Origin of the sequence: Coprococcus sp. AF99-45, assembly GCF_027663865.1 — a bacterium.
Taxonomy (GTDB): domain Bacteria; phylum Bacillota; class Clostridia; order Lachnospirales; family Lachnospiraceae; genus Allocoprococcus; species Allocoprococcus comes.
This window is the reverse complement of sequence record NZ_JAQDGZ010000001.1, coordinates 195,140-218,799: the sequence shown is the minus strand read 5'-3', so window position 1 is coordinate 218,799 and position 23,660 is coordinate 195,140. Positions and strand designations below refer to the sequence as shown.

The following is a 23,660-nucleotide window of genomic DNA, read 5'->3' as shown; positions in this document are numbered from 1 at the left end:
TTAGAAGAATGAGGCGAAGTTTCACACGCCAGTTGGGAAATTGAAATTCCCCAACTCACTCCCCAACTTTTACCCAATTCCATGCATAAATAGCGGTAATTTTCGATAAGTCAAAATTTATTCCTCAACACTAAAAAAGGTCCACCGGACCTTTTTGTCGCATGCTTGGCAACGCAAAAAAACCTTGAATCATCCCATTTTCATAGGAAATTCAAGGTTTTTCGTTGATTTACATGATAATCATACGGTTCAAATTCTTATGCGAACTGTAAGATTATGCGTTCATCTGAGCTGCAACTTCAGCTGCGAAATCTTCATTTTTCTTTTCAAGACCTTCACCTGTCTCGAAACGAACGAATTTCTTCAGAGTGATAGTTGTTCCGTTAGCTTTTCCAACTTCGTCAAGGTATTTAGCTACAGACTGTTTTCCGTCTTCAGCTTTTACATATACCTGATCTAACAGACAGATTTCCTTCATCTCTTTGTTGATACGTCCGGAAATCATTCCCTGGATAACCTTTTCCGGTTTCTGAGATTCTTTCGGGTCGTTCATGATCTGAGCAAGAAGAATTTCTTTCTCATGTGCGATGTAATCAGCATCTACATCTGCCTGGCTTACATACTTAGCATTTAAAGCTGCTACCTGCATAGCTACGTTTTTCAGAGCTTCTTTAACAGCATCGTTAACAACTGCTGTATCAGCTTCTACAAGAACACCGATACGTCCGCCACCGTGAATGTAAGATACTACACAGCCATCTGTAACGATCTTTTCGAATCTTCTGATGCTGAGCTTTTCTCCGATTACAGAAATCTTTTCTGTAAGTGCATCGTTAACTGTCTTAGAAGCATCTTCGTTCCAAGCTTCAGCCATGAATCCTTCCATATCTGTAGCTTTTGTAGTAAGTGCCTGATTAACAACTGCTTTTACGAATGCCTGGAAATCAGCGTTCTTAGCAACGAAGTCTGTCTCAGAGTTAACTTCTACGATAGCTGCTGTCTTATCTTCTTTAACGTCTGCCATAACAATACCTTCAGCTGCGATACGTCCGGCTTTCTTAACAGCCTTAGCTTCGCCGTTCTTTCTGAGGTATTCGATTGCTGCATCCATATCTCCGTTAGATTCGTTCAGAGCTTTTTTGCAGTCCATCATACCAGCGCCTGTCATTTCTCTTAATTCTTTTACCATGCTTGCTGTGATTGCCATGATTTTTTCCTCCATCTTTCAATATGATCTTTTGGATTGTTCGAATTATTCTTCTGTTGTTTCTTCAGCTGTTTCTACGTCTTCGCCTTCGTAAACTTCTTCTGCTTCGCCCTGGTTTGCTTCGATTACAGCATCAGCCATCTTAGATACGATAAGTTTTACAGCTCTGATAGCATCATCGTTTCCTGGAATTACATAATCAAGTTCTTCCGGATCACAGTTTGTATCAGCAATACCGATCAGCGGGATTCCAAGTGTGTGAGCTTCCTGAACACAGATTCTTTCTTTCTTAGGATCTACTACAAAGATAGCATCCGGGATTCTCTTCATTTCTTTGATTCCGCCAAGGTTCTTTTCAAGCTTTTCCCATTCTTTCTTGATTTCGATAACTTCTTTCTTCGGCAGTACATCGAATGTTCCGTCTTCTGACATAGCTTCGATTTCTTTCAGACGAGCGATTCTGCTCTGGATTGTCTTGAAGTTTGTAAGCATTCCTCCAAGCCATCTTTCGTTAACATAGTACATTCCGCAACGTTCTGCTTCTGTCTTGATAGCATCCTGAGCCTGTTTCTTTGTTCCTACGAAAAGGATCTTTCCACCTTCTGCTGCGATGTCAGATACTGCCTGGTAAGCTTCATCTACTTTACCTACAGATTTCTGAAGGTCGATGATGTAGATACCATTTCTTTCTGTGTAGATGTACTCTGCCATCTTAGGGTTCCATCTTCTTGTCTGATGTCCGAAATGAACACCTGCTTCTAAAAGTTGTTTCATTGAAATAACGCTCATGTTTCTTTCCTCCATTGGTTTTTTACTTCCGTGTGCTTATGTCCGCGAACCATGCTTGTCAGCTTTGGCACCACCGGGATAAACCACACACGTGTTTTTTTGCAACGTTAGCATTGTATCACAAAAGCCCTGCATACGCAAGGCTTTTTTCAGGGTTTCCCCTGCAGGTTCTCATATTTTTTCAAAATCAGCAGCAAAAAAGCTGATATCCGACAAGGAGGCACAGCAGAACGATCAGAATTCCGATAAATATGCTCGGAATGAACATCATGATCACCATACCAAGTGCCACAAAAAACAGTGCAAAACCAAATACCCGTTTCATCTTCGTTCCTGCTTTTTCCTCTTTTACAATAAATATATGCCAGAAACCTACGTCTATTCCTGATTTTCCGGAGAATCTGCTTCATTTAACAGATCTGCCACATCCTCTTCGGTCATTTTATCCTCAGATGGGGATTTAAAACGGTCGATCACATCCGGGACCATATCCAGGATCTTGGTCATGGTATCCTGATTCTTGATGTTGACCAGTCTGGTTGTTCCGTTCTGGATCACAAGCACCGCACTCGGGATCATCTTTCCGCCGAGTCCGCCGGCTCCTCTGTCCTTTTTGTCCGCATGAAATGCCCCTGCTCCGATTGCAAAAGATACATCAACAAGCGGAAGAATGATCGTATCTCCGATGTGGATTGCATCTCCTACAACGGTTTTGGATGATACCACGCCGTTCATCCCTTTAAACAATGCATCTACTGTCTCTTTAAACTGATTATCTACTGCCATTTTTTCGATTCCTCCTGTTATTTTCTATCAAATGCTTTACCATTTAAACTCCCTGATATCATGGTAAGTGCTGCGGATATTCTTATCCAGCAGCATCTTTGCTGCAAATACTGCCATATGAACTGTTCTTAGTCTTCCTTTTACATAAACGGAACCTTCCAGTACCCGCTTTTCAAAATCCGGTTCCAGATCCATATTTTCTCCGATAAATGCATAAAACATTCCACAAAGTGCCAGTACCTGTCCGGTATGGTAAGGATCTTCAAAACCGAAATGCAGTTTTACGCGAAGCTTTTTCGGCTTCAGAAAACGCTTCACCCAGACCAGTTCCTTTTTGCCACGTGCAAAAGCTGCTTTATGATTTTCCTGTTCCAGAAATTCCAGAATTTTATCTTTTTTCTCTGCAATATTCTTTATTTTATCACATAAATTCTTCCATGTACATTTGATCTTTTCCAGGATCTCACGAAGCTTCTGACTGAGCTTTCGGATCAGTTTTCCAAATGCTTTGACTGGTTTCTTCCGCTTTCGTGGAGTTTTGTGAGCCTTTCCGAATCCTCTCTCGCCATGAACATCCTTTTTTTCTCTGGATTCACTTTCCTTTTCCGGTGTAGCATTCTCTTCTTTTTTTTCTGAAAATGTTTTCACCTTCGTGTCAGGACTTCCCTGTGTTTCTGTTTTGGACTTCTCATCTTTCACGTCCGTATGCTCTGGCTTTGCATACGTTCCGCTTTCGGCTCTCTTTTCCGGCAGCGTCTGCGGCTTCTTTACATCTGCCGCATCATTTCTTTCTGCCGTTCTCTCACTGGCCTTCTCCGCACCGGCTTTTTTTCCGCCATCCGGCTTTTTCTCCTTCTTTCTCACCGGTTTATCTTCCGCTTCCAGAACATCTCCCAACTTCTTCCAGGCAATCCGCCCCTGCCATTTCACATCGCCGTTCCGATACTCCACTCTTCCTGCAATCAGATGAAGCAGCCATGAAATCTTAAGATTCCCCTCTGCATCTTCCAGCTTCCCCGGAAACTCGGCACGCAGTTCATACCTCAGCGGTACAAAGAGAAGGACACCGATCACAAGTAGCAGAATTCCCAGAATCACCAGAAGAATTATTCCGATAATCTTCAAAATCAATCCAATGATATGTAGAATCATGCTTCTTCCCTCTCCCGCTCTCTGATGTAGGACCGGATATCCAGATCCCCTGTTTTTTCATAAACTTCCTTCGCGATCTCTTCTACCAGATACAGCGCATCATCATATCCACCCGCTATACCGACAACGAAAATATCATCATCAATCACACTTCCCTGTCGGAACATCAACGTCGAATAAAATTCCAGCTGATTTTCCCCTTCTTCGATCAGCGCAATCACATAAGTATTCAACGGATACTTTTTTTTATTCAGTTTTGCAATCACTTTTTCTTTCTTTTTTGTCATGCTCTCGCTGACATAAAGATTTTTGTGAAACCTCATGTGCGCTGTCACCTTGACCTTTAATTATTATAGTAAGAATCAAACACCTGCTTTGCGACACTAACACCTGTAATGGTCGCCGTATCCGCATCCTCGACACAGACGCTGATCGCCAGCTCCGGATTATCCACATTGGAAAATCCGACAAACCAGGAATGTACTGTATTTCCATCTTCACTGACCTCAGCAGTTCCGGTTTTTCCTGCCACTGTATAAGACGCACCTGAAAGCGCAGCTCCGGTACCATAATCCACAACCGCCTTCATGTATTCCGTAAGCTGTGCAGCTTCAGATGATGTCATCAGCTCTTTGTAGCTTTCCGGCATATATTTCTTCACCGTTGTGCCTGCATAATTTGTAATCTTGTCCACCAGATACGGCTTCATCAGCTTTCCACCATTTGCGATCGCCGAAACGAGCATCGCCATATGGTACGGACTGACCTGTGTCTCTCCCTGACCAATTGCAGTCATCATCGTATCTGCATCTCCTGCATCTGTTTTCAGGCGAAAACTGCTTTCATTATATTTCACATCACCCGGAAGCTTGCTGTTAAACAGCATCTGTTTGGCAGTCTTTCTCCATTCTGCCTTATCCAGCTGCAGCCCGATATTTGAAAACGAAGAATTGCAGGAATTTGCAACCGAATCCGTCAGACTCTCTTCCCCATGGGCAGTACTGTTATAACAGTGGATCGTTGCCCCATTCTGTGAGAATTCTCCGTTACATTCAAACGAATAATTGTTATAATCTGGATTCTGCCGCATAAAAGCAAGTGTTGTCACCAGCTTGAATGTCGACCCCGGTGTATACTGTCCAAGTGTAGCCCTGTTAAGAAGCGAACTGTTCTCGTCATTGTTCAGTGCATCCCAGTTTTCCGAAACATTATTCGGATCAAAAGACGGCTTCGATACCATTGCCAGGATCTTCCCTGTACTTGGCTCCATCACGACAACTGCACCTTTGTTATCTCCCAGTGCATTATATGCTGCATTCTGCAGGTTCGCATCCAAGGTTGTGACCACCGTATCTCCCGTATTCTTCTGGTCTTTAAATTCATTCGCCAGCTTTTCCAGGAAAAAGGCATTTGAAGTCAGAAGATTGAAATTCTGTGATGATTCCAGTCCGGATTTTCCTTTTGCGGCATATCCGACAACATGTGCAAACACTTCTCCTTCCGGATATTCCCGTGTTTCCGATCCATCATCATTTGTCACAGTCTGTGCAAGCACTTCTCCATTTTTATCTGTAATACTGCCACGCAGCACACGGTCCGCAAGAAGATCCTGACGGATATTGTACGTGCTGTTGACAACCTCTTTACTTTTTACCACATTAAAATAAACCAGATATCCCATCAGTACCAAAAACAGTGTTACAAAAATATAAGTAACTCTCGTCAGTTCTTTATTGGTCATCTGCTTCTCTTTTTTCTTACTGGCTCCGCTTCTTTCTGCCTGTGCTTCTTTCGGACGCCGCTGTCCGTTTTTTAGGCTGCTGCGTTCGGCCTTTTTCTTCGGTTCGCCATCCGTTCGTCTGCTGCGGCTTTTTCCTTCTGCCTTCTTCTTTTGGTCGTGATACCCGCTCTCGTCTGGCAGGCTCTCCAGCTGCTGATCCAGATCTGGAAGTTCGTCTTCTCTGTAATTTTTTTCTTTCAATGTCTTCTTCCTCGTCTTCTCTTAATACATACAGTCCCTGAATGATCGCAAACATAATGATCGTACTGAGGACGGAGGTTCCACCGTAGCTTACCAGTGGAAGTGTCACTCCGGTAGACGGAATGAACTTTGTCACACCTCCGATCGTCAGAAATGTCTGAAAAATATAACAGGTTCCAAGTCCCAGTGCCACCAGTTTATAAAAGCTGTCCCGAAGCTGCATCGCAATATTCAGAAACATCATATAAACACTGACACATACCAGTATCAGACCAAGTGCAAAAATCAATCCCATTTCCTCCGCAATTGCCGAAAAAATGAAATCTGACTCTGCAACAGGTATCTGATCTGCCGCCCCTTGAAAAAGTCCCATTCCAAACCAGCTTCCTGTGCCGATCGCCATCAAGGATTGTGCCACCTGATAACCACCTTCATTGTAAACGGTAAATGGATTCTTCCATACCAGTACACGCACACGGACGTGGTTAAATAATTTATATGCCACAACTGATGCCCCACTTCCTGCAATCAGTCCGACAAGTACATAAAGTGGCTGTCTGCTTGCCACATAGAGCATCACCAGATATACAGCAAAAATGATCAGCGCCGCACCAAGGTCTTTTGATAGAACCAAGATCAGCACATGCATTGCTGCCACTGCCGTTGTGATCACAATATTCTTAAATGAAGTATCAGTCTTCAGACTCGCCGCAACGAAAAATACAAAAATGATCTTCACAAGCTCAGATGGCTGAAGGGTAAAACCTCCGATTGCAACATTCAGCATCGCTCCTCCAGTCACACGTCCTACAATGATAACGACCCCAAGCATTACAACACCTGCAATTGCATAGAATATTTTCCATTCTGACAGAGCTTTTACCTTCCGGATGATGACCGGGATCACAAGACTTATCGCTACAGATGCACTGACAATGAGAAACTGCTTTACTGCAAGCGAATACGAAAGTCTGGTGATCATAATAAAGCCGACTGCCATCAGCATACACATATTATTTACAACCAGCCGCGACACCCGCGGGTAAATTATTGTATACAGCAAAATGACCGCCAGAAACAGTACCACCTGCATCCCGTAAAATCCGATCATTTTTGTTTCATTTGTCTGCAGATACATCACCAGAAATGCAATCATATGAAGCAGAAACATCAGCACATTCTGCTTTCTGAAAATACTTCTCTGTGTATACTCATCTGTGTAATTAAATACTGCAAAACATTCAAATGTATAGACCAGCATCAGGGCTATCATCAGATATTTTGACAGCTCTACAATTATATTGATCAAAATTCCACCTACTTTATTCCTCTTTTCCAGTGTCCCCTGGTGTACGTTCCCTCCGGAAGCTCTTTTCCTTCAAAATACGCACTTAAAATCTGCCTTACCTCCTGCTGCCTTTCAGTAGTAAACATCAGTCGGATCCGCCCAGGACCGATCTGATATACCTCTTCCATCCGGTCTCCCAGATATAATGGTACATAATTGTAAAGGATATTATAACAGTAATCACATTCATTTTTTACCACAAATGGATTACGATATCTGTCAGTTATTGTCGTCTGTCCGGATTTTTTCAGACATCCTCTGGTCGTTTTCTGAATACATCCTGCAGATATCATCATCGGAAGATAACCATATACGATCACTTCTCCATCCTTTACCCGGAGATCCTGGAGTTCTCTTTCTGTCAGTTCCACGGGCGCTGTAAATTCAAAAACTCCCTTTTCCTTCCAGAATTTCCTGCTTTCCTGATTAAATTCATACAGATTGTAATCGGTCATAATCCTTCCGGTATAACCATGCTCTTTCAGAAACGCAAAACTTTCATAATTGGCGATCAGAATGCCGTCCCATCCGGCTCCGAATATCCGGTTATATGCAGCTTCATACTGTTTTCTGGTTCTTTCCCGGAAAATATACGGCATGACCAGATAAATTTCTTTCCCTGCTGCATGTACTTTTGTAATCCACTCCACATAGCTGTCCTTCTCCCAGATGCGAGGGAACATGGTACAATCCACATAGATTCTTCCGATTGCTTCTTCTTCCAGAATCACTTCCATCTGTTCTGCGGTTCTTACCGATGCCGTCCATCCGGAAAGTACCTCTTCTTCCATTGAAAGCTCTGTCTTATCTTCTTCCGGATCTTTCACTTCACCACTTCTTCTGTATTTCTCACAGATCACTTTTTCCAGCGTCTCCAGTGCTTCTCTTCGAAGTTCGTTCAGGCTCTGCATCGGAAGAAATACTTTTTCTCCGATCTCGGCCTTTAAAAAGGAAAATTCAAATTCCGTATTTCCCGTCTTGCGCAGCTGCTTTTCAATCCGCTCTCTGCTCATCGGCTGGCTCAGTGCTTCCTGTGCTTTTTCACCGGCAACCGTAATCTCGGCATCCCGGCACTTCACCGTAAGCGTTGCCTTTTCCTGCGGATACAGCCGGAAAGTTCCGCAGATCCGTTCTTTTATTTTTCCATTTACAAATTCTTCACGCAGCGTGTCAATCAATGTGCTGTTTCTTGTACGCATCCAGATTTCATCCCTCTTGAACGGGGTATCTGCAAATACCGGGATCTGCACATTCATTCCTTTTCTGACTGCATCCTTACAGGTATAATTATCTGCTTTTTCCCTGCCTTTGCGCATCGGGAGTTCAATAATATCCTGCGGATACAGGTCTGTCAGTGCTTTTGCAGTCACATTTCTGCCTTTTTTAGCAAGTACCTTTACTGCCGGCACTCCTGCATGGTTCGGACGGTTTAAGGAAATCATCTCCCGTCCATTCTGTGTATGATAATAACCCGTATGGAAACCGCCACGGTTATAGAGATCCAGCAGCATCTGCCGATCCTCCTCGCGGACACGGTATTTCTTCATCGCATACGCTGCCGGATCCTCTTCTGCCGGACATTCTTCGTAATATTTCAGATAAAGATCGGCATATTTCCGGTACTGGAAAGCGACTGCTGCCGCATACTCCGGCTTCTTCATCCGGCCTTCAATCTTGAAAGAATAAATCCCGCTCTCGATCATCTCCGGGATCAGTTCCAATGTACAGATATCCTTAAGACTCAGCAGATACTGTGGTCTCTTTGCTTCCGGTGTCCGGTAAAGCAGTCTGCACGGCTGTGCGCACTGTCCACGGTTGCCACTTCTGCCGCCGATAAAACTGCTGAACAGGCACTGACCAGAATAGCAATAGCAGAGTGCACCATGTACAAAGCTTTCAATCTCGAGCTCTGTCTCATCGGCAATCTTCTTCACCTCTGCCATACTCAGTTCTCTGGATGTAACAATCCGCTGTGCACCTTCCTTTTCCAGAAACTTCGCCCCATCCACTCCCGTAAGCGTCATCTGGGTACTTGCGTGGATCGGAAGATCCGGAAAATGCTTCCGGATAAAACGGAACAGTCCAATATCCTGCACGATCACCGCATCCAGCCCCTGCCGGTAATAAGGGAGCAGATAATCATACATCTGTTTTTCCATCTCACGGTCTTTGATCAGTGTATTCACGGTCAGATACAGTCTTCTTCCATGCAAATGCACATAATCAATTGCCTCTAAAAGTTCTTCCTCCGTCAGGTTATGTGCATAAGCACGTGCCCCGAAAAGGGCTCCCCCTGTATATACCGCATCAGCTCCTGCTGCAATTGCCGCTTTCAGGCACTCCATACTCCCTGCCGGTGCAAGGATTTCAACTCTGTCTTTCATATAACTCCTCTATCTTTAAATAACCTGTATACAAAGCCCCTGTGTTGCAGACATTTCTCTTTGTATACCGGAGTATCAAAAATAGACTGCCTCAGGACAGTCTATTTTGTACGGTGATTTTTCATTTCTGTTTCAAGCTGTACGATCTTCATCTGAAGTTCCTGGTTCTCTGCCTTGAGTTTATCCAGTGCTTTTTCAGCATTCTCATACTTGATCTGTACTGAGATCAGTTCATGCTTTAAATCGTACATCTCTTTGTCTTTTGCCTCGATGTCGCTTTCTAATGCGCCGCCCTGTTTCTTGGCTTTAAAATAATCATCTGCTATATTTAAAGCAAGAAGCACACTTCTGGCTTCCGCACTCTGCTTACGATATCCATCGCTGCTTGTACATTCCTCGATTTTATGGTTCAGATAAGTGGATACCTTCTGCAGATAATCTTCGCTTTCAAATCCGCTCAGGGTGAATACTTTGCCGCCTATCAAAACTTCTGTATAATTTTTTGACGATGCCATAAAGAACCTCCTTGCCGCCTAATCCTTTTTTCATTATAAACTATATTCTGATAAAAACCAACCACTTTTCGATATTTTCAGCAGAAATTCTGTTTTATTCTTTATCAGCCAGCTCAAAATGATTCTTTCTGACCTTCAAAATCCCCTCTTTTTCCATTTTTTTCAACTCATGTGACAGCACACTCCGGTTGATCCCCAGATAATTTGCCATCTGTTCTCTGTTAAATTCAATATCAAAGGCATTGCTTTTATGGCGGCTTTGCTGAATTCTCAGATACTGCTCGATTCTTTCCCGGATTCCTCTGATCGACAGCAATTCAATCTTCCTGTACTTGCGGATATCTTCATTTGCAAGGAAATGAACCGCTTTCTTGTAAAACTCAATCCTCTCACGCAGATCCAGAACGCCCTCTTCTTCCATCGCCCGTACAGGAAACCAGAAAATGTGTGCCTGTTCCGATGCATAAACATCATAAGGACTCGTCTTTTTTTCACTGACCGCAATCTCCACTCCCACAACAAACGAGCTGACAAGCTTCTGGACCAGCTGTTCGGTTCCATCCCGGTAATACTGCACTTTACAGAGTACCCCGTCAAGCAGGATTCCGATATTGTTCAGTTTTTCTCTTTCTCTTATGATGATTTCGCCCTTGTCATAGGTTACGGTTCTGCCGTCTAACCGGTTAATGATCTCATCCGCCTTCTTCCGATCCATATCACAGAAGAAAATGCTCCGGTAAATCGCTTCCCTGTCTTGTTCTTTCTGCATTTATGCTGCCACCTTCTGCCCGTTTTCTCTATTTGTCCATTATAGCATCTGCCACGCTATCCTTCAAGGAACAGCACTTTTTCTTCCGGAAATGCGAGTGCATCCGGCATTCCTTTTTCTTCCAGAGTGGCAGAAATCTCTCTTTGGACAAACCAGCAGAAGTCCTCACATCCCGACTCGCATTGGATAAAATATTTTCGTTCAAATGGATAATCCACACTTTTCCATTCTTTAACTTTCAGCATAGCTCCGGATATCGTTCCATACACCGGAATCAGATCATGAGCTCGGATCCCGATTGCCTTCACATTCTCCGGCACACTACGTCCTTTAAAAATCAGCTGCACATCCCAGTCTTTCACATACACCGTCTGCGCATCCATCCGGTAAACATCTGCAATATTTTTACATCCGGTAAGTCTTGCCGCTGTCTTATAGCGCGGTGCATTAAATACTTCTTTTACCGGACCCAGGCGGATTCCATGTCCATCTTCAATTACCAGAACCTCTTCACTGAAGCTGTAGATTTCATCCCTGCTGTGGGACACCATGATCACCGTACCTTCATAATCACTCAGCATTTCCATCAGCTCGGTCAGCATCCGCTCCCGAAGATACGCATCCAGTGCCGAAAATGGTTCATCCAGAAGGATCACATCCGGTTCATATGCCATAATCCGTGCCAGTGCCGTTCTCTGCTGCTGTCCGCCAGAAAGCTTTGACGGATAAAGCTTTTCCAGTCCGTCCAGCTGGAAATGATGGATCAACTGTTCTACCATTTTCTGCTTATCTTCTTTGTTTCCGGTAAATCCAATCCCGATATTCTGCTCCACGGTCATGTTCGGAAACAACGCATAATTCTGAAAAAGATAACCGACTTTCCTTTTTTGTGGCTTCAGAAAAATCTTTTTTCCGGCATCAAAAAGGGTAACTCCGTCAATCACGATCCGCCCTTTTTCCGGTCTTTCGATCCCGGCAATACTTTTCAAGGTCAGGCTTTTCCCACATCCGGAAGCGCCCAGGATTCCGATCCGCTTTTTTTCACTTTTAAAGGCAACATCCAGCCTGAATTTTCCATACTGTTTTTTTATCTCTAGTTCTACCATTGCTTTGTATGTTTCATTCCCTTTCCAAATGCCAGATTCATAAGTACTATTATTCCGAATGCGATCAGGATTACAATTCCGACCCACACGCCTGCCGTCTGATAATCACCGTCCTGGATGACCATTGCAATCCTCTGGGAAATGGTTGCCGTCTTTCCTGGAATATTGCCCGCAAGCATGGAGGTCGCACCATATTCTCCAAGCGCTCTTGCAAATGCAAGAATTGTACCGGATGCAACTCCAGGACCTGCCGCCGGCATGATCACCCTCCAGAAAATCTTCCACTCCGGCATACCGAGCGTCTGCGCCGCATAGATCAGGTTCACATCCACCTGTTCAAATGCTGCTCTTGCATTCCGGTACATCAGTGGAAATGCAATCACAGTTGCCGCGATCACGCATCCTGCCCAGGACTGTACGATCTTGATATCAAATGTCGTATAAAGATACGATCCAACGGTTCTTCTCGTACTGAAAATGAGCAGCAGGAAAAATCCTGCAACCGTCGGCGGAAGCACCAGCGGCAGTGTCAGAATCCCATCCAGCACAGCCCTGAGACCCGTCTTCGCTTTCAGCACCTTTCTTGCTGCCCATATTCCCAGGAAGAATGACACGATCGTTGCTGCGATTCCTGTTTTGATTGAAATGAAAAGCGGACTCCAGTCAAGTCCTGCAAGGATCTGTCTTATTTCTTCCATATCGTTCCTCTTTTACTCTACGTTTGTATCGAAATAGTAGCTGTCAAAGATCTTCTTTGCGTCATCGGATGTTACATATGCAAGGAAATCATCGGCTGCTTTTTTCTTTGCATCATCTGCCTCTTTATTTTCCACACGGCAGATCGGATAAATCACGTTACCTGTCAGATCATAGTTTACTGTCTGAAGGATCTTGATCTGATCCTCATATCCGTATGTATCAGAATAATAAGTTGTTCCAACTTCGCATGCACCCTCTGTAACGGCGATCAGCACCTTGCTTACATTTGCCTGCTCACTGATTTCTGCTCCACCAAGAGCTTCAGAAACCTGTTCTGTTGTGATGGTAGACGCATCGTCTACTTTGTCCAGAATTCCGAGATTCATCAACGCCTGACGGGTGTATTTTCCAACTGGTACACTTCCGCCTGCAAGTGCAATGCTCTTTGCCTCATTTAAGTTTTCAAGCCCGGTTACTGCTGTATCACTGTCCTTTAATGTGATAACAACTACCTGATTGTTCACTACATTATGGCGTGTTCCTTCTACTACCAGTCCGTCAGCCTCAAGCTGATCCATCTGTTTCTGTGCTGCGGAGAAGAACAGGTCACACTCATATCCTTCTTCGATCTGTGTCAGCAGAGTTCCTGAGCTGTCTGCATTGTAGACGATCTTCACATTCGGATGCTCTTTTTCATAACGCTCTGCAATATCTGTCATTGCCGTATTCAGGCTGGCTGCGATAAATACCTGAAGCTCTACATCCTCTTCTTTACCAGCCTTTGTTTCTGTCTTTTTGTCTTCTGTTTTTGTGTCGGTCTTTTTACCGTCACATGCAGCAAGTGATGCTGTCATCAGCAGAACCAGACCTACTGCCACTGTTTTCTTAAATAAGTTATTCTTTCTCATGATTTTAATATCCTCCTTTTCCAAATCCACAGTTTGGAAAAGTACACACCGGACAGGACAGACAAAGTCCTCCCTGTCCAAGAAGCCGGAAATCTTTTTCATGCAGCTTTTCATCACACATAATCCTCGGAAGAACCAGATCAAAAATCGTCCGTTTTGCATACATCACGCATCCCGGAAGACCCATGACCGGAATCTGTCTGCCTTCTTTTTCACAATAAGCAAGCATAAACATGGCTCCCGGAAGAACCGGTGCCCCATAAGTCACCACTTCCGTACAGGCATTTTTGATCGCAAGCGGAGTCCTGTCATCCGGATCTACACTCATTCCACCGGTACAGACGATCAGGTCAGAACCATCCTCGATCAGAGTCTGGATTGCTTCTGTGATCATCTCATGATCATCGTTGCACTGGATCTGCTTCACCTCTGTAACGCCACATTCTTTCAGTTTGTCGATCACAACCGGAGTAAATTTATCCTCAATCCGATGATAATACACTTCACTTCCCGTCGTTACGATTCCCGCTTTTTTCTTCTGGTACGGAAGAATCCGGAAAATCGGTTCTTTTCCTGCCACTTCACAGGCCTTCTGCATCTTTTCTTCTTCGATCACAAGCGGAATGATCCTTGTTCCTGCAATCTTATCTCCGGTTTTCACCGGAAAATTTCCATGTCTGGATGCGATCATCATCTCACCAAGACTGTTCACCGCATTCAACTTTTCGGTATTGATCTTCAATACCCCTTCACAATCGGCGATCAGTTCGATCTTTCCTTCCTTCACCCCGGAAGGATGCATATGCTCACCCTGACAGATCTGACGCAAAATCTCAGCCGCCTCATTTTCATGAAGCATACCTTCCTGTTTTTCCCAGATATAAAGATTCTCTTTTCCCACAGATAAAAGTACCGGAATGTCTTCTTCGGTAACAATATGTCCCTTCCGGAAAACAGCATCCTTTACAACTCCCGGAATAATCTGTGTAATGTCATGGCACAGCACCTGCCCCACTGCATCTTCTGTTCTTACCAGTTTCATTTTTTGTTCCTCACTTTATATGGATTATGGCATAAAAATACCTGCCGTCACTGCGGCAGGTATTCTGCCCAAACCTTTTTATATTTTACCATAAAAAGGATGGATAAATAAGTTGTCCAGACAACTTTTTATTTTGTTTTATAGACAAGATCGATTGCTTCCGCAACTCCGTTTCCGATCTTTCGTGCTTTATCCGAAATCGTATAACAAAGTTTTTCCTCTATCCTTGCATCCACATCTCCGATCTTCAATCCTTTTTTGACCGGTACACCTTCCTGGAGCATCCCACGGACAATCCCGTGGAGCCTCGCATAGACAGGTTCATCTCCGCACCTTGCAACAATCTGCCCTTTTTTCACCACATCACCAATTCTCGCGACCGGATGCATGATTCCGTCTGCGGATGCCTTTAAAAGGCGTTCCACCGTATAGCCGCCAATATTTCCCGGAATTCCGGTGTTGGGGATTGCACTTCCCTCGCGGATCACTTCGCCCAGATGATCACCTCTTTGCGTTTCAATCACAAAATGGCAGTCTCCGGCTGCCGTAAAGCCCGGTCCGATACCGATAACAAGAGGAGCGTCACTGATCCGGGTCCCAAGATTCTTTTTTGCCATGATCCCGTCAACCAGTACATCCGGCAGATATTCTTTCCGCACTTCTGCTTTTTCATCCACCATGACAGCAATTTTCCGTGTTGCCATAATTGTTTCTGCTTCTTCAAAATTGTCGGCAAGAACTGCTTCTATTCCTTCTACCACTGCATGTTCTTCGTACACCGCTCTTGAAAATGCCACCTCACGTCTGACGGTGAGTGGGATGGCAACATCCGTCATCAGGATCTGATGTCCTCTTTCCCACAGCTCTGCTGCAATTCCCGTGGCAAGATCCCCGGCTCCTCTTATCAGGATCTTCATTTACTCTTCTTTCTCCTTTGGTAAAACCAGATTCAGGAACACTGCAACCAGAGTAGACAGTGCAACCGGTGATTTACCGAAAATGGTTGTTACCCATGCAGGGAGCTGCGCAAGTGCTGCATTTGCCTGTGTCACACCCATTCCAAGTGCAATGGCAAGTCCTACGATGGATGTATTTCTATAATTCATCTTTGAATTATTGATCAGTTTGATACCCGTCATGGAAATCATTGCAAATACAGAGATTGTTGCACCTCCAAGCACACATGACGGAATAGTTAGAAGAATGTATGCGATCTTTGGCATGATTCCTGCAACCAGCATGATCATCGCTGCAATTCCAAATACTCTCTTTGCTACTACTTTCGTAGAACTTACGATTCCGACATTCTGACTGTAGGTTGCTGTCGGGAGTCCGCTGAAAAATGCGCAGACAATATTGCTGACTCCATAACCAATGATACCACCGCTTAATTCCTCATCCGTCGGCATACGGTCCATTCCTCCGGTCGTCGTTGCTGAAAAGTCTCCGATTGCCTGAATAGAGCTGATTGCAAACAATACCGCAATCGCAACACATGAGGATGGCTCGAATTTAATTCCGAAATGCATCGGCTGTGGGAACTGTACCCATTTTGCCGTTAATACGGAAGAAAAATCCACCATTCCAAAGCCAAGCGCAACTACATATCCAACTATGATTCCGATCAAAACGGAAGAAAGCTTTAAAAAGCCCTTTCCAAAATGATTCAGTCCTGTTACGACTGCCAGTGTGATGATCGCAACAAGCCAGTTCTGCCATGAACCATAATCCGCACTTCCTGCTCCACCTGCCATATAATTGACTGCGGTCGGATACAGCGAAAGTCCGATTGCAAATACAACCGTTCCCGTAACCAGCGGCGGGAAAAGATGACGGATCTGCTTGATAAATATTCCTACAATAATCGCAACAATACCGCCCACGATCTGTGCACCAAGTATTGTTCCAACATCTGCATCCTGTGCAATTGACTGCATGATCGGCACGTACGCAAAGCTGATTCCCATAATAACCGGAAGCCCGGCTCCTATCTGATAAGACTTAAATTTGATAAACGGAAAAAGCTGGATGAATGTCGAAATCGCTGACATTGCAAGAGATGCCTGAATCAGGACAACCGTGTCTGATTCTGAAAGTCCGGACACACCGGCAAGAATGATCGCCGGTGCAACACAGCCAATGATCATCGCCACTACATGCTGGAATGCCAGCGGAAGTGCCTGACCAAAGGATGGTTTTCCGTTAAGGTTAAATAGTTCCTGTGAAGTATTACTATTCTTCGTACTCACTTTTTTGCCTCCTTCTCTACCCACTTACAACTTTCGTTGTCAAAGCTATCGTATCTATGATAGCACGAATGGTTTTCAATGACAATTCGGCAATGTTCCATTTTTCAACACACAATTGCTTTATTTTTCCAAAATATTAACGAAACGATGTAATCCGTACTTTTTCACCAGAATCCCGTTCTACTCTTAAGGCGATTCTCTCTGCCATTTTCAGACGTTTTTCGTCATCTGCTTTGTTTAGTACAATATAGAAATCCATTTCCGGCAGGACATTCTTTTTCCCACCTTTTGCCGAAACAGCCAGCCCTGCCAGATCCTCCTCCGTCAGAACCTCTTCCACTGCTTTTCCAAGTACCTGTGCCACAAGCTCAGGCCGGAAACAGCAGTCTTTTATCCTTTGTCCGATGGCATCGAGTCCATATACAGAAAGGACTATCTGGATCTGCTTTGGAATAACCGGTTCTTTCTCCCCCGGCACTTTCGCCGGAAGCATCCGTGCACCATCCGCTTCCACAAGAACCGGCGCAGGAAGCTCCCAGATCTTTTCCATTACCGGTACAGAAAGGCTTTTGATCCTGCCTCCTCCTGCATCCAGACCGGCGATCACCATGCCTTCTCTTTTATGCACTTCCAGAATTTTTTCGATAGAATCCTCCATTACAAAATAAGGGGCAGTCTCTTTTTTCATATGGGTTGTAGTCACCAGAACCGGGAGGGCACCCTTCTCTTGGTATTCAGCGAGCAGCTGTTTCAAAAGAGAAGTCTTACCTCCCGCACCCACGGCAGCAATTCTCGGTACCATCTGCTCCGTAAGTCCAAGTGCCATAAGCAGAGACTCTTTCCTTTGAAGCTTTCCATTTTCGATGACATATACATGGAAAGTTTTCTCTGTGCCTCCTTCTGTTATCCGCATTTTTTCTATTTCCGGCATATAATCAATATCTTCCAGCTCTTTTTCCAGGCTCACCTCGTAAAATACTGCTTTTTCCCGGTATCTGCGGAACACCTTTCTTCCTCCGGCATCTCCTTCCAGTTCCAGAAGTTCTTTCCCGTACTTTGCCGGAAACCAGACCGGATTGCCTTCCTGTCCATTCCAGGTCACACATCCCGGTACAACTTTTGCCTCCCGCTCCATCTTTTCCAGGAATCCTTCCACGCTTTCTTCTGTAAAATAAGGCTGATCCGCCACAAAAAATGCATAGGCATCAGCATCTCCTGCCGCACGGATCCCTGCTTTTACCGAATAGGCTGCTCCTTTATAGCTGTCTTTTGAAATCACTGTTTTTACCGGGAAACGTTCACCTTGCTGCTCGTTTTCCAGAAGTGCTTTTACCTGATGCTCAATCTCCGGATACTGTGTTACCACAATCATTTCCCATTCCGGATGCCTTTGACAGACTTTTACCAGACGGTCGAATAAATAGCGGAACATCGGCTTTTCATCCAACAGATAAAGCAGTTTGTTCTCTGCTTCTGATTGTGGCGGTTCTGTATTTTGCATCCTTTGGCTGTTAAAACGGCGGCTGTTTCCAGCCGCCAGATAAATCAGTTTAATTTTCATTTTCCATAATTCCCATTGCAATCTGTTCACTTGTAATCGGAAGTTCACGGAACCACAGACCTGTTGCATTTGCGATTGCATGCGTCAATGCCGGAGCCGGTGTATTGATGACGATTTCGCCAATCGATTTTGCACCAAATGGTCCGGTCGGCTCATAGCTGCTCTCAAATTCCACATGCAGATTTCCCATATCCATTCGGGTCGGAATCTTGTACTGCATAAATGAATTGTTCAGAAGCTGTCCTTTTTCCGTGTACTGAATATTCTCATAAAGAGTCATACCGATTCCTTGCACGATTCCGCCTTCCGCCTGTACCCTCGCAAGATTCGGGTTAATAACAGTTCCGCAGTCAACCACTGCATAGTAATCCAGGATCTCGACATGTCCTGTCTCCGGATCCAATTCGATTTCAACAGCGCCTGCCATATAAGGCGGCGGAGATACCGGCGAACTGTGGCTTTCTGTTACCTGAAGCGCAATATCACTTCCACACATTGCCCCTGCTCCGATTGCCGCAAGTGTCACCTCTTCTCCGGTCTTATCGCTTCTTGCAATGTGTCCATCGAAATCAACCTCATCCACTTCACATTTCAGCATCTTCGCTGCCTGTCTGACGATCCGCTTTTTCAGTTCCTCACCGGCTCTTGTCACCGCCATACCGGTCACATAAGTCGTACTTGATGCATAAGAGCCTGAATCATACGGCGAAGTATCGGTATCTGCTCCGGATACTGCAATATCATCCAGATCACAGTCCAGACATTCTGCTGCCATCTGTGCAAGAATCGTATCACACCCGGTTCCCATGTCCGCTGCCGCGATTGACATATTGTAGACACCATCCTCGCCCAGTTTGATCGTTGCAGATCCGACATCTACATTGGAAATGCAGGATCCCTGCATGGCAAGTGCTACTCCGACGCTGCGGATTTTGCCATCCGGCATAACTTTTCTTGGATACTTTTCATCCCATCCGGACATTTCTTTTACTCTCGCAAGGCATTTATCAAGTGCACAGCTATTCGCTGTCTCCCCATAATATGCCGGCATGAACTGTCCTTCTTTGACCATATTCTTCATACGGATCTCCATCGGATCCATGCCAAGTTTTTCTGCCAGTTCGTTAACAGATGTCTCAACCGCAAAGATTCCCTGCGTCGCTCCATATCCACGATAAGCTCCTGCTGCCATCCGGTTGGTATAGACCACATCGTAACGGAACCGGTATGCATCTAATGAACCATAAAGCGGAATCGCCTTATGTCCGGAAAGTCCGACCGTTGTCGGTCCATGTTCCCCGTATGCTCCTGTGTTAGAAAGTGTATACAGATCAATTGCCCGGATATTTCCCTCTTTATCTGCTCCCATGCGAACCGTCACCGCCATATCATGACGCGGTGAGGATGCAATCTGGGATTCCTCTCTTGTAAATACAATTTTCGATGGCTTTCCGGTTTTCCAGGTTACAAACGCCGGATAAACCTCACTTACCGCCGTCTGTTTTGCCCCAAATCCACCACCGATCCTTGGTTTAAACGCACGGATTTTAGATTTTGGAATACCAAGCGCATTGGAAACAATACGGCGCACATGGTAAACGATCTGCGTAGAACTCATCACATTCAGTCTTCCATACATATCCATAAAGCAGACCGTCTGAAATGGTTCCATCATTGCCTGCTGTGCCGCTTTGACATGATATGTATGTTCTACAACAACATCGCATTCTGCAAGAACTTTCTCTACATCCCCATGTCCATCTTCTGCCTGTGCACAAAGATTCCGCTTGTTATCTGCTCCTACCGGGCACAATGCCTTCCAGCTGTCCTCCGGATGCACCAGAATTGGACCATCCAGCGCTTCCTCAGGATCTAATACTGCCGGAAGAACCTCGTATTTGACCTTGATCATCTTCATTGCACGTTCTACGCAGGCTTCATTTTCTCCGGCAATGATCGCTACCGGATCTCCTACAAAGCGAACATGCTGGTCCAGGATCAACCGGTCATACGGACTAGGCTCCGGCCAGGTCTGTCCTGCAATTGTAAAACGCTGCTGCGGTACATCCTTCCAGGTATAGATTGCTTCAATTCCCGGCACACGCATTGCCACATCTGTCTTGATCTCCTGGATCATCGCATTGGCATGCGGACTTCTTAGAAGCTTAACGATCAGGCAATCCTTTGGTGCCAGATCATTTGTATATACCGGCTTTCCAGTCACCAGTGCTTTCGCATCTTTTTTTACAAATGGTACTCCTACTGCTTTCATCTGGCTCCTCCTTTTCTTTTGTACTCCAGAAAATCATGGATTCCTCTGAGCTGTCCCTCGTAGCCTGAACAGCGGCAGAGATTCCCCGCAAGGTATTCCCGGATCTCGTCATCACTTGGATCCGGATTCTCGCGGAAAAGTGCGATTGCATTCATGATCATACCCGGATTACAGAATCCGCACTGCTCCGCCCCCTGTCCTGCGATAAAAGAGCCAAATTCTTCTGCTTCCTCCTGCAGTCCTTCCAGCGTATCTACCTTGTGCCCGTCTGCTCTTGCAGCAAGCACGGAACAGGAAAGTACCGGCTTCTCATCTAAAAATACGGTACAAAGTCCACAGTTGGAAGTCTCACAGCCGCGCTTTACGCTGTAACATCCATGATTTCTCACGAAATCGATCAGAAGCAGATCAGCTGCGATCTCTTCTGTAATCTTTTTTCCATTCAGTGTCAGACTAATCTGCATTCTTTTCACCTCCGTTTGTGATTCTCTCTAACGCTCTGCGGATCAGAACCTCTGCAAGATGGGTACGATACGCTGCACTTCCACGCATATTGCTTCCCATCGGCACCTGGACTGCAAGCTCTTTTGCAAATTTTTTCAGATCTGTGCACGCATCCAGCTGTTCTGCCGGAACGTGAATACAGACTGCTTTCATCGGTCTTGCCCCAACTGCCACCTTTAGTTCATCTCCATAACGGTCAGCAGCAACCGCCAGTACCGGAAAATCCGTCTTGGTATTACGGTGTGACTGATAGCTTCCCTTTCCCGGTGTTTTCTTTACGATCACACGGACAAGGATATCATTATCTCTCTCCATCTTTGCAAACTCTTCCAGAGAAATGATCCCACCTTTATAAAGTTCTACTTCTGTATCCAGTGCAAGGAAACAGGTCAGTACATCCGAAAATCCAAACCGTCCGAAAATACTTCCGCCGATCGTCGCAAGATTCCGGAACTGTACACCGACAATACTTCTCACACTTTCTCTGATCATGTTGCAGCTCAATTCATTTAATCCTTCGTGTAACTCCAGATCACGAAGGGATACCATACATCCAATCTTCCATGCATCCTCCGTCTCTTCAATCTGATCCAGTCCGAGTCCGGACAGATCGATCGCAGTCTGGATCTGCGCAGTACTCATTTTCAGCCAGAGCATTCCACCGACGATCCGGTTCGTCTTTTTCTGGTTCAGTTCATACGCCTGCTCCAGACTCTCTGCTTTCACATATTGTTTTATCTTCAGCATCGTCTCTTTCCTTTCTATTCTTTGTTCTTGTCAAATCCAAGATGGGTATACGCAAGATCTGTGACCACCCTTCCTCTTGGTGTTCTCTGTAAAAAGCCATTCTTCAGAAGATATGGCTCATAGACATCTTCTACGGTTCCGGCATCTTCCCCGATCGCTGCCGCAAGGGTATCCAGTCCTACCGGACCTCCCTGAAATTTTTCAATCATGGTCGTCAAAAGATTACGGTCTACATGATCAAGTCCAAGCCGGTCCACATCCAGAAGATCCAGTGCCTGCCTTGCCACCTCTTCGGTGATCACCCCCTCGTATTTGACCTGGGCAAAATCCCGGACTCTTTTCAAAAGCCGGTTGGCAAGCCTTGGCGTTCCTCTGGAACGTCTTGCCATCTCAAGGGCTCCCTTTTCATCGATCTCCACATCCAGCACGCCTGCTGAACGGATGATGATGGTCTGCAGTTCTTTTTCCGTATAAAATTCCAGACGGTTCACAACCCCGAAACGATCCCGGAGCGGAGCTGTCAGCATTCCGGCACGGGTGGTTGCCCCTACCAGTGTAAAATGCGGCAGATCCAGACGGATCGACCTTGCCGAAGCCCCTTTTCCGATCATAATATCGATTGCAAAATCTTCCATCGCCGGATAAAGTACTTCCTCCACCTGCCGGTTCAGCCGGTGGATCTCATCTACAAATAGCACATCTCCTTCCTGGAGATTATTAAGGATTGCCGCCATTTCCCCAGGTTTCTCGATCGCAGGACCTGACGTGATCTTGATATTTACGCCCATTTCATTCGCAATGATCCCGGCGAGGGTTGTCTTTCCAAGTCCCGGCGGGCCGTAAAACAGCACATGATCCAGTGCCTCTCCCCTGCTTTTTGCCGCTTCTATATAAATCTTAAGAGTCTCTTTTGCCTTCGCCTGTCCAATATAATCTTCCAGAAGCTGAGGTCTTAAATGGCTCTCAATTTTTACATCCTCTTCCAGATTCTCTGTGGTAATAATTCTTCTTCCCATCCTAATCCTCTTATATCAAATATTTGAGTGCACCCTTCAGCAGATCTTCCACCGTCGTGCTCTCATCCATTTCCACTTTTCGTACTGCCTGCAGTGCCTCAGTACTTCCATAGCCAAGCGCCGTAAGTGCCTGTACCGCATCTGCCTGAAGTCCTTGTGCATTTACCGTATCTTCATCAGCTCCATTTGCCGCTTCCACCTGGTGATCCAGTACGTCCTCAATCTTCAGCTTATCCTTCAGTTCCACGATCAGCTTCTCCGCCGTCTTCTTGCCAATTCCCGGTGCTGCTGAAATTGCCTTGATGTCCTTCGACATCACGGCAAATCGAAGTTCGTCCGGTGTAAGCTGCGCCAGAATCCCAAGACCTCCTTTCGGTCCGATCCCACTGACACCGATCAGAAGTTTGAACACAGAAAGCGCATCACGGTTTAAAAATCCATACAGCTGCATGGCATCTTCTTTGACATTCAGATAGGTGTGGATCTTCACTTTACTCCCAACCGGCGGAAGCTGTCCCATCGCCTGTCCGGACATAAAAATCCCGTAGCCTACGCCGCCTACATCTACGATCACTTTATCTTCTTCGAGAGCTACAAGCTCCCCTCTTATATATGAAATCATCTC

Annotated in this window: 23 protein-coding genes; all 23 read right to left on the bottom strand. The window is 45.3% G+C overall.

Annotated features, from left to right (window positions below):
* Nucleotides 1-274: 274 nt before the first annotated feature.
* The 23 genes from tsf to ruvA all read right to left on the bottom strand — a co-directional run bounded on the left by tsf (nucleotide 275) and on the right by ruvA (nucleotide 23,657).
* On the bottom strand, nucleotides 275-1,207 hold the full coding sequence (tsf, locus tag PGR14_RS01065) for a translation elongation factor Ts (RefSeq protein ID WP_044999250.1): 933 nt from the start codon (nucleotides 1,205-1,207) through the stop codon (nucleotides 275-277).
* 45 nt (nucleotides 1,208-1,252) lie between these two features.
* Nucleotides 1,253-1,996: a 30S ribosomal protein S2 gene (rpsB, locus tag PGR14_RS01060; protein ID WP_044999249.1), complete on the bottom strand. Its 744-nt coding sequence runs from the start codon at nucleotides 1,994-1,996 to the stop codon at nucleotides 1,253-1,255.
* 187 nt (nucleotides 1,997-2,183) lie between these two features.
* Nucleotides 2,184-2,321, bottom strand: a complete 138-nt coding sequence (locus PGR14_RS01055) for a hypothetical protein (RefSeq protein ID WP_008375213.1) — start codon at nucleotides 2,319-2,321, stop codon at nucleotides 2,184-2,186.
* Nucleotides 2,322-2,374: 53 nt separating this feature from the next.
* Nucleotides 2,375-2,782: a GerW family sporulation protein gene (locus PGR14_RS01050; protein WP_055155563.1), complete on the bottom strand. Its 408-nt coding sequence runs from the start codon at nucleotides 2,780-2,782 to the stop codon at nucleotides 2,375-2,377.
* Between the two features lie 36 nt (nucleotides 2,783-2,818).
* Complete coding sequence (locus tag PGR14_RS01045; RefSeq protein WP_055247214.1) at nucleotides 2,819-3,934, bottom strand: DUF2953 domain-containing protein; 1,116 nt, start codon at nucleotides 3,932-3,934, stop codon at nucleotides 2,819-2,821.
* Nucleotides 3,931-4,257: a hypothetical protein gene (locus PGR14_RS01040; protein WP_055247212.1), complete on the bottom strand. Its 327-nt coding sequence runs from the start codon at nucleotides 4,255-4,257 to the stop codon at nucleotides 3,931-3,933. Before PGR14_RS01040 ends, PGR14_RS01045 begins: the two co-directional genes overlap by 4 nt.
* 20 nt (nucleotides 4,258-4,277) lie before the next feature.
* Entirely contained in the window at nucleotides 4,278-5,615 is a 1,338-nt protein-coding gene (locus PGR14_RS01035; protein ID WP_055247399.1) for a peptidoglycan D,D-transpeptidase FtsI family protein, read from the bottom strand.
* 76 nt (nucleotides 5,616-5,691) lie between these two features.
* Nucleotides 5,692-7,224 (bottom strand): FtsW/RodA/SpoVE family cell cycle protein, encoded by a 1,533-nt coding sequence (locus tag PGR14_RS01030; RefSeq protein WP_055247210.1) that lies wholly within the window; start codon nucleotides 7,222-7,224, stop codon nucleotides 5,692-5,694.
* Between the two features lie 8 nt (nucleotides 7,225-7,232).
* The gene (locus tag PGR14_RS01025; protein ID WP_055247208.1) at nucleotides 7,233-9,647 is read right to left on the bottom strand and encodes a U32 family peptidase; all 2,415 of its coding nucleotides are present in this window, start codon (nucleotides 9,645-9,647) and stop codon (nucleotides 7,233-7,235) included.
* A gap of 101 nt (nucleotides 9,648-9,748) precedes the next feature.
* On the bottom strand, nucleotides 9,749-10,162 hold the full coding sequence (gene zapA, locus PGR14_RS01020; RefSeq protein ID WP_008375194.1) for a cell division protein ZapA: 414 nt from the start codon (nucleotides 10,160-10,162) through the stop codon (nucleotides 9,749-9,751).
* Between the two features lie 94 nt (nucleotides 10,163-10,256).
* The gene (locus tag PGR14_RS01015) at nucleotides 10,257-10,931 is read right to left on the bottom strand and encodes a Crp/Fnr family transcriptional regulator (RefSeq protein WP_055247206.1); all 675 of its coding nucleotides are present in this window, start codon (nucleotides 10,929-10,931) and stop codon (nucleotides 10,257-10,259) included.
* Nucleotides 10,932-10,987: 56 nt separating this feature from the next.
* Nucleotides 10,988-12,037: a sulfate/molybdate ABC transporter ATP-binding protein gene (locus PGR14_RS01010; protein ID WP_055247203.1), complete on the bottom strand. Its 1,050-nt coding sequence runs from the start codon at nucleotides 12,035-12,037 to the stop codon at nucleotides 10,988-10,990.
* On the bottom strand, nucleotides 12,031-12,735 hold the full coding sequence (gene modB, locus PGR14_RS01005) for a molybdate ABC transporter permease subunit (RefSeq protein ID WP_055247202.1): 705 nt from the start codon (nucleotides 12,733-12,735) through the stop codon (nucleotides 12,031-12,033). Before modB ends, PGR14_RS01010 begins: the two co-directional genes overlap by 7 nt.
* A 12-nt stretch (nucleotides 12,736-12,747) precedes the next feature.
* On the bottom strand, nucleotides 12,748-13,644 hold the full coding sequence (gene modA / locus PGR14_RS01000) for a molybdate ABC transporter substrate-binding protein (protein ID WP_270222848.1): 897 nt from the start codon (nucleotides 13,642-13,644) through the stop codon (nucleotides 12,748-12,750).
* 4 nt (nucleotides 13,645-13,648) lie between these two features.
* Nucleotides 13,649-14,686 (bottom strand): molybdopterin-binding protein, encoded by a 1,038-nt coding sequence (locus PGR14_RS00995; RefSeq protein WP_055260613.1) that lies wholly within the window; start codon nucleotides 14,684-14,686, stop codon nucleotides 13,649-13,651.
* 128 nt (nucleotides 14,687-14,814) lie between these two features.
* Entirely contained in the window at nucleotides 14,815-15,603 is a 789-nt protein-coding gene (gene yqeB / locus PGR14_RS00990; protein WP_055260612.1) for a selenium-dependent molybdenum cofactor biosynthesis protein YqeB, read from the bottom strand.
* A complete protein-coding gene (locus tag PGR14_RS00985; protein ID WP_055155574.1) occupies nucleotides 15,604-16,935 on the bottom strand; it encodes a uracil-xanthine permease family protein in 1,332 nt (443 codons plus the stop codon).
* 136 nt (nucleotides 16,936-17,071) lie between these two features.
* Complete coding sequence (gene yqeC, locus PGR14_RS00980; RefSeq protein WP_172679835.1) at nucleotides 17,072-18,496, bottom strand: selenium cofactor biosynthesis protein YqeC; 1,425 nt, start codon at nucleotides 18,494-18,496, stop codon at nucleotides 17,072-17,074.
* Nucleotides 18,486-20,768 carry a xanthine dehydrogenase family protein molybdopterin-binding subunit gene (locus tag PGR14_RS00975; RefSeq protein ID WP_008375173.1) on the bottom strand — a complete coding sequence of 761 codons (2,283 nt, stop codon included), beginning with the start codon at nucleotides 20,766-20,768 and terminating at the stop codon, nucleotides 18,486-18,488. The genes yqeC and PGR14_RS00975 overlap by 11 nt, the downstream gene beginning before the upstream one ends.
* The gene (locus PGR14_RS00970) at nucleotides 20,765-21,232 is read right to left on the bottom strand and encodes a (2Fe-2S)-binding protein (RefSeq protein ID WP_008375171.1); all 468 of its coding nucleotides are present in this window, start codon (nucleotides 21,230-21,232) and stop codon (nucleotides 20,765-20,767) included. Before PGR14_RS00970 ends, PGR14_RS00975 begins: the two co-directional genes overlap by 4 nt.
* Nucleotides 21,222-22,019 (bottom strand): FAD binding domain-containing protein, encoded by a 798-nt coding sequence (locus PGR14_RS00965; protein ID WP_008375170.1) that lies wholly within the window; start codon nucleotides 22,017-22,019, stop codon nucleotides 21,222-21,224. The genes PGR14_RS00970 and PGR14_RS00965 overlap by 11 nt, the downstream gene beginning before the upstream one ends.
* A 14-nt stretch (nucleotides 22,020-22,033) precedes the next feature.
* Nucleotides 22,034-23,035, bottom strand: a complete 1,002-nt coding sequence (gene ruvB, locus PGR14_RS00960; protein ID WP_022221063.1) for a Holliday junction branch migration DNA helicase RuvB — start codon at nucleotides 23,033-23,035, stop codon at nucleotides 22,034-22,036.
* 10 nt (nucleotides 23,036-23,045) lie between these two features.
* Complete coding sequence (gene ruvA, locus PGR14_RS00955) at nucleotides 23,046-23,657, bottom strand: Holliday junction branch migration protein RuvA (protein WP_055260611.1); 612 nt, start codon at nucleotides 23,655-23,657, stop codon at nucleotides 23,046-23,048.
* Nucleotides 23,658-23,660: the final 3 nt, after the last annotated feature.